This window comes from Limisphaera sp. VF-2, from assembly GCF_049537125.1.
Lineage (GTDB): Bacteria > Verrucomicrobiota > Verrucomicrobiia > Limisphaerales > Limisphaeraceae > Limisphaera.
Genome location: NZ_JBMVQY010000004.1, coordinates 233,586 through 250,697, shown reverse-complemented (window position 1 = coordinate 250,697; position 17,112 = coordinate 233,586). Strand labels below are relative to the sequence as shown.

Here is a 17,112-nt window from a genome sequence, read left to right as displayed (position 1 = left end):
AGCTACCATGGCTTCACCCGGTGCGAAACTGCGGTCCCTTCCGCCCGACTGCTATACCGGCGGCTCCATGCTACCGAGCCGGTCGCCGGGGCGCATCGGATTCCCCGCCAGGAACTCCGCAATCCCCATGCGCCGTCCCCCCTCCCGCTGCACCTCCAGAAGACGCAGGATCCCCTGACCGCAACCCACCAAGACGCCGCGAGGATTCACTTCCAAAACCTCTCCCACTCGCCCGCTGCCCGACTCCACAGTGGCCCGCCACACCTTCAGTAAGACCGGCCCAGCCCAGCGCGGCTTGTCCTCCTCTTCCGCGCTCCCCGCGCCACCCGGCCCACTCGGTTCGCCTCGCCGCCACCACCACGTGAACGTCCCCGGCCACGGGTCGAAAGCCCGAACCCGGAGCCACAAGTCTCGCGCCGAAAGCGCCCAGTCCATGAGCCCATCGGTCTTGCGCAAACGAGGGGCATACGAAACGCCCTCCGCCGGTTGGGGTCGGGGCACGATCTGCCCGGCCAGGTACGCCGGCAGGGTCTCCACCAACAAGTCCGCCCCCAGCACCGCCAGCCGATCCTGCAGCGTGGCAGCGGTGTCCTCCGGCAAAATGGGAACGGCCCGTTGGGCCAGAATCGGCCCGGTGTCCATCCCCTCGTCCATTTGCATGAGGGTCACACCCGTCTCGGTTTCTCCGCGTGCCAGGGCCCATTGGATCGGCGCCGCCCCGCGATACTTGGGCAATAACGACGCGTGCACATTCACACAGCCATGCCGCGGCAGTTCCAGGACCGTCCGCGGCAGGATCTGGCCGTACGCCATCACCACCACCAATTCCGGTTGCCACGCCGCCAACGCCTCGAGAAACCCCGGCTCTCGCACCCGCTGCGGTTGCAACACCGGCAAACCCTGCCCCACGGCCAGCTGTTTCACCGGCGAAGACTGCGGCTGCAAATGACGCCCCGCCGGCCGGTCGGGCTGCGTCACCACTCCGACCACCTCGACACCACCCCACGCCACCAGGCGGCGCAGGCTCGGGCACGCAATCGCCCCCGTCCCCATGAACACACATCGCACACGTTTCATCTCCCCCAACCAAACGACAAACCCCCGAGCGGCGAAAGTGCAAACCAAAGCTTCGGGCATCCCGCAATCCCCAGCTCATTCGATTGCGCGAGGCTGTCGCCTCAAACGATTCGAAGGCGCCCCGCGTCCCCAGCCGGCCTCTCCATCGGTACGTCCCCGGGGAAGGAAGCGCAAAGCACCGACAAAAAATCGCAACCGACCGGCAGCACCGCGCAAAGTCACTCCCTACGATGAGGGGTATGAAACGAAACGCGCAGACCTTGCACAACCCGAAGGCTCTGTCGGTTTTCGCTGCAGTTCGAGCCGTGGCCTGTGTGGCCACGGCCGCGACCGTTGGCCTGGCCCAGGAGACGCCAGTGCCCGGCGTCCTGCCGCCGGTCATCGTCCGGGGAATCGCCCCTGCGGGCGGCGCCCTGCCCGACGTGCACGGCGTTCAACTTTACCAGGGCAAGAAAACTTCCGTGGCCGACCTCGAGACCCTCCCTGCGGTCGTCAACAACAATTATCGCGAGGCGTTCAGTCTGCTGCCCGGCCTTTTGATCTCCGAAATGCCCACGCCCGGCCACCTGAACGCCACCTATCGAGGCATTGGCGACCCACACGAGTCCGAGTTCCTGCTCAACCTCCAAGATGGCATCCCCATCGCCTCCGACTGGCTCGGCTACAGCACCGCGTACTACACCCCGCCCATGGAAAGCGTCCAGCGCGTCGAAATGATCCGTGGCGGATCCGCCCTGCTTTACGGGCCCCAGCCCGGCCCTGTCCTTAACCACGTCACCATCCTGCCCCAAACCCGAACGCCCTGGGAGATCGACACCCGACACCTGGCCGGCTCATGGGGACTCTATTCCACCCACACCTGTCTCTCCGGGACCCTCTCGCACCTCGGATACCTCGCCACCTTTCATCACCGCCAGGCCGATGGTTTCCGAGATGCGAATGCCGATTATTCCGTCTACCATGGTCAGGCCAAGCTCACGCTGCAGCTGAGCGAATCCTGGCGCCTGACCCTCGATTTCTACGGGTACGGCGCCGAGTCCGGAGAACCCGGCCGTCTCACCCTTGCCCAATACATCGCCAACCGCGAGCAGACCGTTCGCCCCCTGGACCGCCTCTTCGTCGAACGCTACGTGCCCTCGCTCACCTTGGACGGCGCCCTCTCCGAGCAAACCGCCCTTACTCTCAAAGCCTGGGCCGGCCACCAGGACCGCCTCAGCCGCCGCCAAAACAACGCCGGCACCTTCATGAACCTCGACCAGCAAATCTTCGATTTCGTCGGACTCGACGCGCGACTGCGCCACACCTGGGCTACGGGGGCACAGGAACATCAACTCACCGGCGGGTTCGTCGCGTACGCCGCCGACAGCCCCCGCAGCCGCGAGCGGGTCCCGGGCCTCAGTACCAGCCTCAGTGGCCAACCTCAGTTCGACCTCGACCGCCACTCCCTCTACGGCGCCCTTTTCGCCGAAAACCGCTTCCAATGGGGCCCTTGGGGAGTCATCCCCGCGTTTCGCCTCGAACTCATGGAAACCTCGGTTCGCGAGAACTTCAACGCCGAGGTCACGCGACCCCTTCAGGACGAGACCTTCCGCCGCGCGGTGCCGCTGTTCGGGCTCGGGCTCACCTGGGACTGGCACGAGTCCCATCGCTGGTACGCCAACGTCTCGCAAGGCTATCGTCCGCCCCGCTACGACGACCTGGTCAATCCCACCAGTAACAGCCAGCGCCCGTCGCGTGAACTGGACGAGGGTCGTACGCTGACCCTGGAAACCGGCCTGCGGGGCAGCCCCAGCCCCTGGCTCACGTACGACACCAGCATCTTTTACACCGATTACGACGGCGTCATCGAAAACCGCGACCTCGGTGGCGGCAACTTCGAGCGATCCAACTCCGGACACGCTCGACATTACGGTTGGGAGACCAGCCTGGAATTCCAGCCGCTCGCCTGCCTGGAAGCCTGGACCGGTCGAACCCTCGATCCCGCCTGGGGCCGCTGGACCTGGTTCGCGAGTTATGCCCTTCTGCATGCCGAGTTCACGGCCGGCCTGAACGAAGGCCGCACCCCGGCCTATGCCCCCGACCACGTCCTCAAAACCGGGCTCATCGGCCAGTGGCAAGAGCGCTTCAAAATCGCCCTCACGGGCACTTACGTGGACGCCATGTATTGGCAGGATAACAACCAGCCCGGCAGCGTCGGCTTGGCCCGAATCCCCGACTTCACCGTCTGGGACCTCAGCGCGGAATGGACACTCTACCGCCAGAACCCGCACCTCCTGGCCGGCATCCAGAACCTTTTCGATCGCGAGTACTTTTCGCGAGTCCGAAGCGACGGCATCGAACCCATGCCGGGGCGAAGTTTCTACGTCGGACTGCGCATCCGCTGGTTCTAACTTGCCTCTGTCCGAAATCCGTTTTCCGGGGGATGTAAGTCTGCCATAAACCACGCCACGAGCCGCAGTGGCCTGCGCCCCGGCCGGCCCTGCGGCTCCTTCTGTCTCTCTTCCCCAAGCCTCCACGGGTCCGGATCAGACGCCCCGCCCATCCCGGGCCGGCCACCCGCGGCGCCCCGGCTGTCACTTCGGGAAAGCGTGGTCCGACCGGTTGGGAGACCGACCGGCGCAGCGTCTTGCGAAATTCAGAGCGCTGCGGACGCCGAATCCCCGGGTTTGTTCGGTGTCTGTCCAACCAAGCAACCACGCGCGGCGGCCCGAAGGAACGCGCGGCCTTCGGCGGCATTGCAAGGTCGGGTTTTCCGGCTCGCCAGCCACCCGGCCAGGGATTCGTCCCTCGTAAGTCGAGGGCAGCCCACGGATTGAAATCCGCGGGCCCTCCCGGGATCTCCGCCACAATTGCGCTCGCGCCCCAGGGGGCGAATCGCACGGGCAGACAGCCCCGCCGAAACCGCCTGCCCGCGCGTTTCTCGCCCCAACGCGAATGGCTACTGCCCGACCACGCGGAAGAACCCGCTCTGGCCCGTAACCGGCAAGATCACGGTCGTCTCCGTCAATCCGCTCTGGACCGTCTCCCACGGATCTTCCAACCGCGCCTTGCGCTGTATGGCAAACGGACCCGCGCCCCCTGACCACCGCAGTGTCAGTTGGGTTGCAGATACCGTAATCGCCTCGATCCGCAGCGGCGGGGCCACCGCGGCCACGCGGAACATGAGATAAGGCGCAAAAGTGCCCGGCTCGCCCGTGGGCGTGCCCCCGTCCAGCGCCGTCGCCTCCTTCGAGGCAAACCGCGACTGGCCGGTGCTCAGCGTGTCCACATCCACCAGGATCGTGACCAGGGGATCCGGACTCTGATTCAGGAAGTCCGTCAACGCGGATGAGCGGAACACCTCGGGCTCGCCCTTGGTCCCGTGCATCATCAGGGTCCCCAAGTCGACGATTCGGTTCGTGTCATAGCCCTGCGTTGGTTCCCCATCGTAATAGAGCCCGGGCATCGTGGAATAGCGCAGCTCCGGCGATGCCTCGTCCCAGGTGTTATCCGTGAACCCCGGCGTGTATCCGTTGTTGTCCAACCCCACTGTCCCGTCCAAAACCCCGTAAAAGTGCAGGAGCCGTTGGCCGTTGTTCCGGAAGTTGATCAGATTCAGGCTCACATCCCGCAACTGCCCGAGAGGATACCCGGTCAGATCGAAACGCAGGGCGATCACCTCGTTCACCGTGGCTGCGGTGCGTGCATTGAGTTGGGGACCGTTCGAGGCCGTGTCCTGCGGTGTGTTGTTGTACTCGTTCAATTGCACGTCCGCTCCGTTGCCCACGGCCGTCGAAACAAACCGCAGGGCCGGATCCGTGACCTTGACCCGCACCTCCGCCTGTCCCGACAGCCCGCCGTCGTCTGTCGCCACCACCCGCAGGATGTACGTGTGCACCCCGCCCAGCCGCGGCAACTGATACGCCACTGAAAACGGCGCCCGGTTGGTCTGACCGATCAACGTCAGCGGTTCTGCCGTTCCGGCAAAGAACTGCACATTGGTGATCGTCCCGTCATCGTTGACCTGCGCGGCCAGGATGACCGTGTCCCCTTCGGCCAGGGAGGCGCCGTCGGCGGGGCTGGTGATGGCCACGCTCGGGGGCTCGTTCACCGGCGCCGCCGTCGGCACGAGCATGAAGTAATTCAGTACCATCCCGTCCGAAAGGGCCGTGACCCGGATGGTCTTCACCGTCCCATCGAACGCCACCACCAGCGGTGCCACCCCCGCATCATCCGTCAAGGGCACGAACTGATACCCCGCCGTCGCCGGGCCCACGAAGCGGCCGATCTTGGTGAGGTTTTGCACCTCCGAGGCCGGATTGTCGACGAAGTCCAGCTGCACCGTGAAAGGCCCCGGTGCCGCCATGCGTGCATATACATGATAGGTGCCCGCAGGGAACGTACGCGTGTAATTCAACCACTCCCCGGTGACGATGTTCCGCACGTCGTAATCCGGCAGGCCCGCCTGCTGATGCTTCTGACGCACCACCACGTCGCCCGTGACAAAGGTGTCCACGAACTCATCACGCGTCCCCACCCCCGGACCGTACCGATACACCTCGTTCGTTTGCGGGACCAGCACCGTGACCACGTTGTTGATCTCGTTCTTGTCGATGCCCTGGGTCCCCACGCGATCAAAATAACAGTTCGGCGTCCCACCTCCGATCGTGTCGCACAATACGATGGTGTCGAAAAACTGCCCCGGGGTTCCGCCCGGATACGGGTCCGTGAAATTGAAGTCCTCGGCCTCGAACGTGAAGTTGGCAGGGTCGAAGGTGTCGATCTCGGTCTGTCGTGCGCTGAAGCCACCGTCGGCGGCCGTGGCCGAGGCCACGATGACACACATCCGGTTGGCTGCCAGGGGCCGATTGTAACTCACGTTCCAACGACTGCCGCCATCCTGAATCACCAAGTCCCCGCTCACATCCACTCCGTTCAATTTCAACCGGATGCCGCTGGGAGTCACCGAGCTGCCCGCGGCCGTGGTCTTGTCCACCGAGAACGAAATGACCGTGTTCGTGGGCATGAACCCGCCCGGCAGCGGTTGCAAATCATAAATCTTCGTCGGCTGCGGCAGGTTCAACGCCCACGCCACTGCGGCCTCGAACAGGAAGAAACTCGGCTCGATCATCACCCGCTCCGCCGGATCAGTATCGTTCCACGGCAGATGCACCCAGCGGGCGCGATTCGTGGTCCCGTCCGCGTTCAGCACCCCCGCATCGACTGCCATGATCGCATAGCCATTGGGAAATCCGGGCACCACGGCCACGCCCACCGCCTCCGGGATCAGCGTGCGCCGTCCCACGAACGTGATCACGCCGTTGCCCTCCCCCGAATCCGGCGAGACATGACTGGGATCGAACACGTCCACCAGACCCGCCGGCAACCCCGCCGCCAGCGGATGCGCCGGATTCACAATCTCGATGGCCGTAAGCCTCACCACTTGACCGAAATCCGCCCCCGCGCCGCCATTCACCGCCGCGGCCTCTGCGGCACTGCCGTACGTGCCCCCGTTCAAGCCGGTGTCCGCATTGAAACTGCTCCGATTGCCACTGTACAGGAATCCCTCCCACGTGATCACCGGGATCGGGGAGTTCCGAAACTTGTTGCCCACATTGCCCGAACTGATGTTCTCATCCGCGATCAGCAACTGATACCCCTGCGCGGCAAACTGCTCCGCCGTCAGCACATTCGCCGCGGGCGGTGTCGCAATCACCGTCACCTCATGACCCTGGGCCTGGAGGATCTTGATGAGCTTCAACGTGTCCCGCTTGTTCTGTCCGTCATGGATGTACGCAATCTTGGCCGCATGGGCCTCGAGCCAGGCACCGCTCACGAGGCCCGCCACCAACACCGCAATCACAGGGCGCACGCACAGGCAGAAACGCCTCCGAACCAAACCCATCTGCGATTGGCTCATAATGGCTCCTTTGTTCTGGGGTTCTTCCGATGTTGACACAGCCATGGGTTTCCTCGCACCCGACCCGGAAGAGACGGCTCCCGGACCGCTGCCCTTGGGAAAGTCGCGGGCGCACCCGCGGGACACGGGGCCCGGCCCGCTCTCCTGCCGGGGCATGGCGGTCACTGTTCGCATGGCTTCGCCATCTCTTTTACCCTCCTTCGACACGCCGCGCCTCCCCGACCTTTTGCAAAACGTCGTGAAAAATGTGCACCACCCGGATCTCTCCGATCGCGGAAGCGCCGCCGGATTGTCGGCAGGACGAAGCCGCACCGAAGCTCTTTCCGGCGGCACGATCCGCGCTCGGGCGGGCGAGGTGGGCCGGCCGAGCCCTCCGGCCCCTGCCGGGATCAGTGGATCTGCGGTCGGGCCTCCGGGTACCGGTTCAAAATCGACCGCAAATGCGCCACCACCTCCGGGCGCTCGGCCGCCAGGTTGCGCGTCTCCTCCGGATCCTCCTCGTAATCGTAAAGCTCCACGTCCGCCGTCTCTCCCGGTGCCCCGGGCACCTTCCATTCCACGAGCCGGTATCGCTCCGTGCGAATCGCTCGGCCGATCACCTCCTGGCCCGCGCGCCGGCGAGGATACGCGTGGTAGGCATGGTCGCTCACCCGCACAGCGGGATCGCGCAAGACGGGCACCAGACTCTCCCCCTCCAACGGCTGCGGGACCTCCGGCCGCGGCAACCCCGCCAGCTCCACCAACGTCGGATACAAATCCACCGTCTCCGCCACCTGCCGTGTGACACCCGGACGAGCCACGCCCGGGGCCACGAGGATCAGCGGAATGCGGTTCGCCTGCTCGTAATTCGTGTGCTTCGTCCACATCCCGTGATCCCCCAAATGCCATCCATGATCACCCCACACCACCACGAGGGTGTTGGTGGCCAGGCCCAACCGGTCCAGCTCCTCCAATACCCGCCCGATCTGCGCGTCCACGTAACTGACACACGCGTAATAGCCGTGGATCAGCAACCGTTGCAGATCCGGATCCAACCGCCCCCGCTCGGGGATCGGGTCGTACTGGTTCAGTTCCCCCAGGGTTTTCCCCGCGTACGGGGGCGCTCCCGCCGGCGGAGTTTGTCGCCGGGCCAGCGGAAACCTTTCCCGCTCGTACAAATCCCAATACTTTTTCGGCGCGGTGAAGGGCAGGTGGGGCTTCACGAACCCCAGCGCCAGAAAGAAAGGTTCGCCGGGGCGTTCCGCAGCCGCTCGCAGCCGCCGAATTCCCTCCAATGCAATCCGGCCATCGGCATACGCCTCGTCTGCCACCTCTTCCATCTCCCATGCCCGACCCCGGGGCAGCCGCCCGATCTCATTCAAACGCTGATTGCTGAAGTATGCCTCCTCCCGCGTGAGCCGTCCGCCCGCCGCATTCGCCGGATTCACATACTCCACCACCTTGTCCGGCCGAAAGGGCACGCTCCACGAGACTGCATCGTCCCGGTTTCCGTGACCAATGTGAAAGATCTTCCCCATGCCCTCCGTGCGCCATCCGTGCGCCTTGAAATACTGGAGCAACGTCACCGCCCCGGGGATCGAACGACGAAAGTGCGTCGCCAGATCGTAAATGCCCAACGTGGTGGAACGGGCCCCCACCATCAGTGCGTTCCGGGACGGGGCACACACCGCCTGATTGCAGAAGGCCAGGTCGAACCGCACCCCGCGCGAAGCCAACCGGTCGATGTGCGGTGTCTTCGCCAGTGTGTCGCCATAACAGCCGAGCGTCGGCTTCAAATCGTCCACGCTGATCAACAGCACATTCGGACGTGCCCCGGCAGCGACGACGGCCGCCCACCCCCATAGAGCGAGACACGGCCACTTCCAAACCTTCATGCCTCTCAGCGTACTCCCCACCTCTTCCCCATCTCAATTCCTGACGCGGCACCGCACACCAGGTCGGGCTGGATCACACCATCATGCTCCCGGCTGCCTGCGCATCACCCCTGCACCCAAATGCCTCCGAATCCCCCGCACGCTACCTGACCACCGCCCGGAAGAATCGCGGACCCTCGTCAGACCCCGACAACGGAATCACCGCCGTCCCGCTGCCCACCCAGTTCGTCCACACCTGCCAGCTCCGCAAATCCCTGCTCTGCTCCAGCTCCACCCGCCGCCCCACCGGCCCATCCACCCCGATTTCCAACCCCCCGCCCCGGTGCCGAATCGTCAGCCGCGGCGGACCCACCGGAGCCTCCCCCGCCCACAGCCGCAGATGCACCCGGTTCGTCATCGCATGGCCCATCGCATCCACGACCGCAAACCCAAAGCCCCCCAGCGCGTTGGTCGTCACCCCGGACACAAACCGCGCCCGCCGCTCTCCCACCAGCCTCACCTCGCCATTCTGCGGCTCGAACACAAAGTACACCGGATTCGCATTCGCAAAGCCGCGTGTAAACTCCGTCAGATCCACCTCCAAGGGCACCCCGTTCGTGCAATCGAACTGCGGATGCGCCAGCCAGTCCAGATACTCCTCCAGATTCGTGAACTCGTCCCCGTCCAAATCCCCGTTGGCGTCCGAAAAATCCCCCGGCGCAGACTGCGGGTTCAGGCCGTGAATCTCCTCCCACCAATTCGGCAGTCCGTCGTTGTCCGTGTCCCAATCCGGCGGCCGGTTCACCACCGGGTACTCTTCCCACCCGCCCACGTCGTTCTGCGAATCCGGCAACCCCGGATCGCCACTGATACTCCCGCGATAGGTGGCAGTGCCGTCGAGCACCTCCCGAATGGTGCGCAGATCATGGTCGTCGATCTCCGGCCGGTTGCATCCCACGTCCGAAAGCACCTTCTTGTACGCGTTGGTGACCTCGTCGATCGTTGCGTACGAAGGGAAGAAGGGCATGGTCACCCAGGGGCTGTAATTGGTCGGCACATATCCCGTGGCCCGACGAGCCTGTTCCTGCTGGTTGGTTTGAAAATAGCCGGGCATGACATTGCCGACGAAATAGTATTGCTGGGTGCCGGGAAAGTTGTCGTACTGGGCCGTCAGGATGTAGAAATGGCGCGACGCCGGGCCCGGTTTGTAGAAATTGTTGACGAAGTTGACCTGGTGCGCACCTCCGTCCGTGGTCCGACTCCGCCAGTTGTACACTACGTTGTTGAAAACATCCAAGCGGCCGGCGAACCGACCCGCCCCATCCAGACCTCCGGCCAGACTCCAGTTTCGTCCCTCGTTGTGGGCCAGCAGATTGTGATGCAGGCTCCCAATGTCACCCCCGACACTGGCCGCATAGCCGTGCCGCGTCCCCGGCGGATACTTGTCATGTCCGGCAATGTTCAAAGCCTCGGCAATGATCGTTCGCTGCAGTGTGAAGTTTTTCGCCCCGCGGGTGCTGATCCCTTCATCGATGCCCCAACTGATGGAGCAGTGATCCATGATGCAATGGTCCACCCCGGCCATCCCGCTGGCGTTCTGGGTCTCGCCGCTGAGGTCCCCGACGCGCACCCGGAGAAACCGCACAACCACATCCCGCGCTCCGCTCAGACCGAACTGATGTTTCCGCAGACAGATGCCCTTCCCTGGCGCCGTTTGGCCCGCCACCGTGATGCAGGGCTGCGTGATGATGAGATCGGACTCAAGAGTGATCAGTCCGCCTACATCGAAGACAATGGTTCGTGGTCCGTAATTGCCCTCGATGGCATCCCGCAGGCTGCCCGGACCGCGATCGTTCAGGTTGGTCACCTTGATCACCACTCCGCCGCGGCCTCCCCGGGCGAATCGTCCATACCCCTCGGCCCCCAGAAAGGCAAGCCGGCGCGCCCGAAACATCCACACGTCCCCCCGCGTCACCGCGCCCGACGCGTCCACCTCGTCCACGCGCCAGTAATAGGCCACCAACCGGCTGACCGGCCGCAATTCGTACTGCGCCTCGGAGAGGCGCCCGCGATACTCGGGTGACTGCCTCGTGGCCTGCCGCACGGCGTTGCTGTCGGTGCCAATATACAAGTCATGGGCCACAGCCCCCGAGGCCCCCACCCAACGCAACCCCACGCTTCCCGCATCCGCATCCACATGCTCGTCCTGGTCCGCCGGCACCGGCTGCGTCGCTCTCCGGCTCGGATGTACCGTGTTCAGCTCGAACCCGTTCAAATACACGTTCCGAATTCCTGCGGCGGGATTGGTCGCGGCGCGAAACAGGATCACCGCTTCCTCACCTTCGCCAACCTGAAACACAAGATACGCCGTGGATGCCAAGGCGTTGTTCGTGACGCGCACCGTCTGGGGGACGCCGGCGGCTGCGAGCACCCCGTTGACGAAGATGTCCAGGGAAGCCACCGAGGTGGTCCCGTGATTGTCCCAGTCATTGTGATACGTCAAAAGCGTGTGGTTTCCCGCCGGCAATCCGATCAACCGCATTTCGATCTGGGCTCCTGCGTCACCTCCGTTTACCTTGATGCCATCCGACACCAACTTGGCGTCCCACACTGCGCTCTGGACCCCTTCTTTCCAATACCCCGGTTGAAGCGCCGTCCCCTCCGGGCCCACCCGTCTCAGGATCACGGTCACCGATCCGAACGTGTTCGAAATGACGTCCCCGCCCGCAAACCATGAGGTGTTGGTGGACCAAGGGGTGAATCCCGGCTGCAGACCCTCCGCCACCGGCCGGTTGTGGTTGTTGATGTCCACCTTCAATTCTTGCGCCGGTGCAGTCAGGGCCGAGCCGATCCCAACCACTGCAAGAATCAATGCTCGCAGGGTTCGAACCCTCCCGACTGCATGGCTTGCTTTCCGACCTGATCCCTTCCGACAGCCACCGTCCGCCCGTACCGATTGGGGCGCCTTCCCCAACCCGTGACCGCAGCCACAGATGCGCGCCGGATCAGCTTCCGAACCACCGCCCGGCCCTCCTGCCACGCGCAAACGGGTCCCCACCGGGGTCGCACGCCTTTCGTTGCCATCGCGTTGACTCCACTGCATGCCGAACCTCCAGTCATCAGTCACGATCGTCCGGAGCAGGTTCGGCTGACAACCCTCCTTCCTGCCAAAAGCCTTGCGTTTGCTGCCTGCCGCCCCGGGCGCAACGAGAGTCCGGGCCTTTCTCGGGCCCCCGCCAACGACCCTCCCCGCGATCCGTCTCCCACGAGAAGAACCCTCACGTCGAGCCGACCCGATGCGGCGGTCGATTCTCGAAGGGGACAGGAGGCTCAGCGTGTCGCACACCTCACAGGCAACCACGCCCCCACGGGGTGCCATCCTTGGCCATCCCAGAACTCGGCTTCTCCCGCTGCACCGAGTCTGGCAGGAATGCCCACCGATCGCAGCGCCGCCACACACAACCGGTGGAAGGCCGCCTCCGGGCATCTGCCCGCCCGCAGATACTCGAGAACTTCTCCATCATGCTCCGCACTGTCCTCCCTCAACACACTCACGCGACTTCGAAGATAATAAGCCACCAATGCCGCCGCCGATCGTACCGATTCCACATCGTCCATCCGCGGATACAATCGTTCCCACAAGGCCCACCGCCACCGCACATCCCCGCTTGCGCCCGCAGCCAACCACGGGTTCAAAACCCACGAACGGTATATCTCATCCGGAATCTTCCATGCCACGAGCCTGCGATTGTATTCCGCCAACTCGATGTGTTCCAACCACACCGACCAACGTTTGCCTTCCCAGTGGCCATGGGTTAGCAACCATTCGAAATCTTCCCGATGCCGCTCCTGCACGCAGAGGCTTCGAACCCAGGACACTGTGCGGGCATCCGCCGACCAACGCCGCAACCCCACCTGGAACGCGCTCCACACCAGGGCGCAGCCCACGAGGACCCCGGCAACCATCCGCACGACCCGCAGGAATGCACCTTCCCTGGACGCATCCTGCCGGTCGGCGTGCGTCATCGTCCGCGCCGGTTCCCGACCCTCGCGCCGCTCTCGCCAGCGCCACACCAGCCCCGCTGCCGTGCACACCACCCCCGGCAGCAGCCACAGGACCACACTTCCCCGCCCGACACGGCATTCCTCGGCACCCCGGGAGGATCCCCGGGCTGTCTCCCGGCCGGCCAGGCGCCACGCCTCCTCGCCCACCAGGCGAAACACGATCGCCTCCCATGATTTGCTGGCCTCGGGCACCCACGGAATAGCGATCCGCTCGACTTGCACCCCCAGTTTCCCGAGCTGCGCGAGGGTCTGCTCGACCCCTGTAGGCAGCTTCTCCTGGGGGCGCAGCGGGTAGATCCATACACCAGGTCCCAGCCGCACCCGATTGTCCCTGTCCCCCAGCCTTTGCAGATACCAGCCCAACCGCGGTTGCGGCCCATCCTCCACCCAGACCCACGCGTCGTCCCGGAGCCGGTCGTCCCTGCTCAGGGCCCCGAACATGGAAGCCGCACCGTCCCGAAAGCCGACCCACACCACAGGAGTTTCCCTGCTCCCGTGCCGCTCCAGAAGATATTCTCGCACCGCCCGCAATTTATCGGCCAAGACGGGAAGGTCCTTCCCGGCCACGCTCAGCCCGGCCACTGTCACGCCGGTACCAGCAACCTGCACAAGCCGTTGCCCCCAAGAACGCCAAGATTGCTCGACACCGTGGAGATAGATGACCAACGGTCCGGCCGGAGCCGCAAACCTGGGCCGCATCACGCACACCGCCTCCTTCTGTCCCCCCGCGGCCCGGATCAGGACAATCGATTTCGAGAAAGGATCCCCGCGCATCGCCCATAGCAGACTCCCGGCGAATCCCACAGCGACGCCCGCGAGCAACAAGCACCCGGGTCCGGCCCGAATTGACCCTCTGGACCCGGGGCTCGCCGTGGGACGCGTCGCCAACCCCGCAAACAACAGGCAAAGCCACAGCCATGTCCCCGTTTTCAACGAGAACAATCCACCGCTCAAGGCGCACCCCAAACCCATCACCAGCGCGCCCGCTCGGGCCGTGATCACCAATCTTTCCTCGGGGTCTCCGTTCCGTCCCCCCGCATCCTCCCCGGCCCTCAACCCGCGCCCGGCTCGCCAGAGGAACCAGACTCCCAAACCCGCCGCCATCAACGCCACCACGCCCGAGCCGGCCCCCAACACCAGCCACGAATTCAATGCGATCGCGCCCACCTCGGCCGGGGCGGCAAACGAGTACAACGAACCATGCAGGACGGTCGTCGATTGCCACCCCCAGCCCAGAAGCGGGCGATCGGCCATCATCTGCAAAGCGCCCTCCCAGCCCAGAATCCGGTTTCTCCACGAGAAATCCCAGATGTTGGCGATGGAATAGATTCGACGAAGCCACGGCACCTCGATATGCCGCAACTCCCAGTAACCCGTCACCAACAAGGCAGCGGCCGCAAGCCCCGCCCATGCTCCTGCCTGACGCAGCCTCTTCCACCGCCCGTGACCACAGACATGCCACAGCAGATAACCCAGCCCACAAAGTGCCGACAACCACGCGCCCCGGCTGTAACTCCGCGCGCATGCCCAGAGACAGGACCCCCCAGCCACCACCCCCCACCCAACCACGCACCCCTGCAACATGCGGCCGGTCAATCCCTTGCTCGTATCCTCCAGGCTGTCGGACTCCCGACCCTTGTTCGCCCACCAGCACCATAACAGTCCAACGGCCAGAACCGTCCCGAGGGCCATCAACAAACCGGCCTCGTTCGGATGCCCCCAAAACCCGCCCCATCGCTCCACACTCCAGTAGCGAAATCGCGCATTCGAGGGAACCCTGATCCATGACAGCACCGCCAACCAACCGGCCAGGACACCAAACCCGAACAAGCTTCGTCTCGGTCGCTCTTCCGAATCGCCACCCGTCATCCACAGAGCGAGCCACCACCCGGCGACCACCGTGGCCAGGAGCCCTACATATTGCCGGGCCTCGTCCGCCCTGCCATACCCGATCCCATAACTGATCCCGCTCCAGGCCAGCATTCCCACCAGCCAGCGCCAACCCCAGCGCGACCCCGTAGCTTTCCACGCCCGCGCCCGCAGCTCGCTCCACCACCAACAAGAAACGACGTACACCCAGAGCGAAACCACCACCACCCACTGCATTCGGGGGTCCGTTACCACGGCCCGCATCTCGAGCAACAGTGCGCGCCACCAGCTCGCCGAGGCCGACCCTGTGATGCCGCGCTCGGCCGTGAGGAACACCCCGATCGCGGCCGCCATCAGCAGCCCCTGCAACAGGATGCGCCACTGTCGCCCTGGGGCCGGGTTCCCGCCCGTCCGCGCCCCACTCTGCGCCGACGGAAATGCTGTCTCTTCCCTTCGCGAGTCTCGAGCGTGCGGGCCCACAACCCCTCCGCTATCGGCCGTCCTCACTGAACGGATAACACCACAACGGGTTCCGCCGCTCCTGCGCCTCCATCAAATACCACCGTGCCAGCGGAATATAACTCACGGCGCCGCCAAACGTCGCATGGATGGCCCCCTGGGTGTGCCGTGCGCTCACACCCTCCCGGGGATAACTTGCTCCGTCATTGAAGTACTCCGGATATCGTTCGTCCGTCTCCCAGAAGACAATATCCTCGGGTCGGAATGCACCCAGCTTCAGCGCCGGCCAGTTCGTCCGATTGTACCCCACCACCGCGCCGTTCATCACATAACTCGAGCTCTGTTGGGCTCGCTCGGCAAACCGGGGCACCTGCGGCCCGTCCCGCGGGCACATGTAAAGCTTGCTTTGTTGCAGGATCGGCCAGAACACTCCTGTTTCTACTCGGAACTGCGCTGGGCCGGCCACCTGCGGGTTCCATCGATACAACCACCCGGCCCGTTCGGGATGATCGCCCCGCTTCCAGTTCGCCCAGGGCAAAAGATCTGCAGAATCGCTGGCGTACAAGTGGAGGGCCATGGAAAGTTGCTTGAGATTGTTGATGTCGGTCACGCGAATCGCGCGGTCCTTGGCCTTCCCCAGGGCCGGGAGCAGCATCCCCGCCAGGATCCCCAGGATGGCAACGACCACCAGCAACTCCACGAGAGTGAAACCGGTGCCACGGGCGCTCCCACAGCGCCCATCCCATGGCCGGCCACGCTGCCCCCGGTGACCCTTGGATCCGCCCATGCTCATCGGCAAACCCATCCTTGGAGAGTTGCGGTCCTTTCACGCCGGCGTTGCCAGCCCGGCGCCAGGCAAGCGGCTGCACGCCGAGGGCGGCTTCCATCCGCATCCCCCGGCCAACCTCTTTGCCTCATGCCATGCGTTAGGCGCTTGATTCCCGAAGCGTGCACCCCGGCCGCTCCCCGCCTCCGCCGGGGCCTCCGATGTCGCGCCCGGCTCGGCCGGCCCTCCGCGGTCGGGTCGAGGTTCAGGCCCCTCAATCGTCGGGCCGAAGGGTCCATACCCCGCCACTGCCGGTATGCCCGCCGCTTTCTCGTTCCGTCATTCGCTCCACGTGCCCATCCACCATCAGGTAATTGAACTTGCCCCCGTGAAACTTCGGTCGTTCCAGGGTCTTGGCTGCCCATTGTTCCCGGGGATGCAAAATGCACGCGAATGTGGGCGATCCCAACACGTTCCGGATCGCAATTCTTTCCACCAACAGGGCGGTCTCGGCCGGCGCCGGGACCATCGTGACCCTCATCACCGGCCAGCTTTCGCCCAACGTCGCATCCGACTCCCGGGCGGCGCGAAGGCGGTCCGGATCCAGGTAGAGCCCCACCCCGCCCATGCTCAACCGCCGCGGTGGCCATCCCTCGTCCCGCAGTTCGTACATCGGCATCGAATAACTTCGGGCCTGTCCCTCCCCGCGAGGCTCCGCGTCCGAGGGACAGCGGAACCACTGCGCCAACTTGTCCAAACCTGCGTCGCCGGCTGTGGGGTTCATGCCTTTTGCGATTTCGCGGTCCCAGGCACTCTCCACCGCGCCCAGACGCACGGCACCCACAGGGAGGGCACGCTCTCGCTCCATGGCATAGGTCTGAAAGGCCTCGCCCAACGTTTTCAAGCGCGCGCGACAGCCCCACGTGCGCCTCGGCTCTCCTGTGCCCTGCACCGCCGCCCATACCACGCCTCCCACAACCATGAGCAGCAGCACGACCGTCGCCAGCTCCGTCCGCGTGAATCCGTCCTCCCGCCCCCGGCATCCAGTAGCCGCCGCCTGTCCGGGACCCCACGGCCACGGTGGACGCTTCAACCTTTTCATTTGCGTTCGATCCGGGCCCATG

The 17,112-nt window shown here is 64.8% G+C and carries 8 protein-coding genes; 1 reads left to right on the top strand and 7 read right to left on the bottom strand.

Annotated features, from left to right (window positions below; genetic code table 11):
* Positions 1–51: 51 nt before the first annotated feature.
* A complete protein-coding gene (gene fmt, locus ACPDIT_RS12840; RefSeq protein WP_423444101.1) occupies positions 52–1,077 on the bottom strand; it encodes a methionyl-tRNA formyltransferase in 1,026 nt (341 codons plus the stop codon).
* Between the two features lie 239 nt (positions 1,078–1,316).
* On the opposite strand from fmt, the gene ACPDIT_RS12835 reads away from it, so the two are divergent.
* Positions 1,317–3,467, top strand: coding sequence for a TonB-dependent receptor family protein (locus tag ACPDIT_RS12835; protein WP_423444099.1), 2,151 nt, complete (start codon positions 1,317–1,319; stop codon positions 3,465–3,467).
* 548 nt (positions 3,468–4,015) lie between these two features.
* Here ACPDIT_RS12835 and ACPDIT_RS12830 read toward each other — a convergent pair.
* The 6 genes from ACPDIT_RS12830 to ACPDIT_RS12805 all read right to left on the bottom strand — a co-directional run bounded on the left by ACPDIT_RS12830 (position 4,016) and on the right by ACPDIT_RS12805 (position 17,090).
* Positions 4,016–6,976, bottom strand: coding sequence for an Ig-like domain-containing protein (locus ACPDIT_RS12830; RefSeq protein ID WP_423444098.1), 2,961 nt, complete (start codon positions 6,974–6,976; stop codon positions 4,016–4,018).
* 389 nt (positions 6,977–7,365) lie between these two features.
* The gene (locus ACPDIT_RS12825; protein ID WP_423444096.1) at positions 7,366–8,850 is read right to left on the bottom strand and encodes a sulfatase; all 1,485 of its coding nucleotides are present in this window, start codon (positions 8,848–8,850) and stop codon (positions 7,366–7,368) included.
* A 142-nt stretch (positions 8,851–8,992) separates the two neighbouring features.
* Positions 8,993–11,689, bottom strand: coding sequence for a T9SS C-terminal target domain-containing protein (locus ACPDIT_RS12820; protein WP_423444095.1), 2,697 nt, complete (start codon positions 11,687–11,689; stop codon positions 8,993–8,995).
* Between the two features lie 470 nt (positions 11,690–12,159).
* Positions 12,160–15,117 carry a hypothetical protein gene (locus ACPDIT_RS12815; RefSeq protein WP_423444093.1) on the bottom strand — a complete coding sequence of 986 codons (2,958 nt, stop codon included), beginning with the start codon at positions 15,115–15,117 and terminating at the stop codon, positions 12,160–12,162.
* 136 nt (positions 15,118–15,253) lie between these two features.
* Positions 15,254–15,922 (bottom strand): hypothetical protein, encoded by a 669-nt coding sequence (locus ACPDIT_RS12810; protein WP_423444091.1) that lies wholly within the window; start codon positions 15,920–15,922, stop codon positions 15,254–15,256.
* A gap of 340 nt (positions 15,923–16,262) precedes the next feature.
* Positions 16,263–17,090, bottom strand: coding sequence for an H-X9-DG-CTERM domain-containing protein (locus tag ACPDIT_RS12805; RefSeq protein ID WP_423444089.1), 828 nt, complete (start codon positions 17,088–17,090; stop codon positions 16,263–16,265).
* Positions 17,091–17,112: the final 22 nt, after the last annotated feature.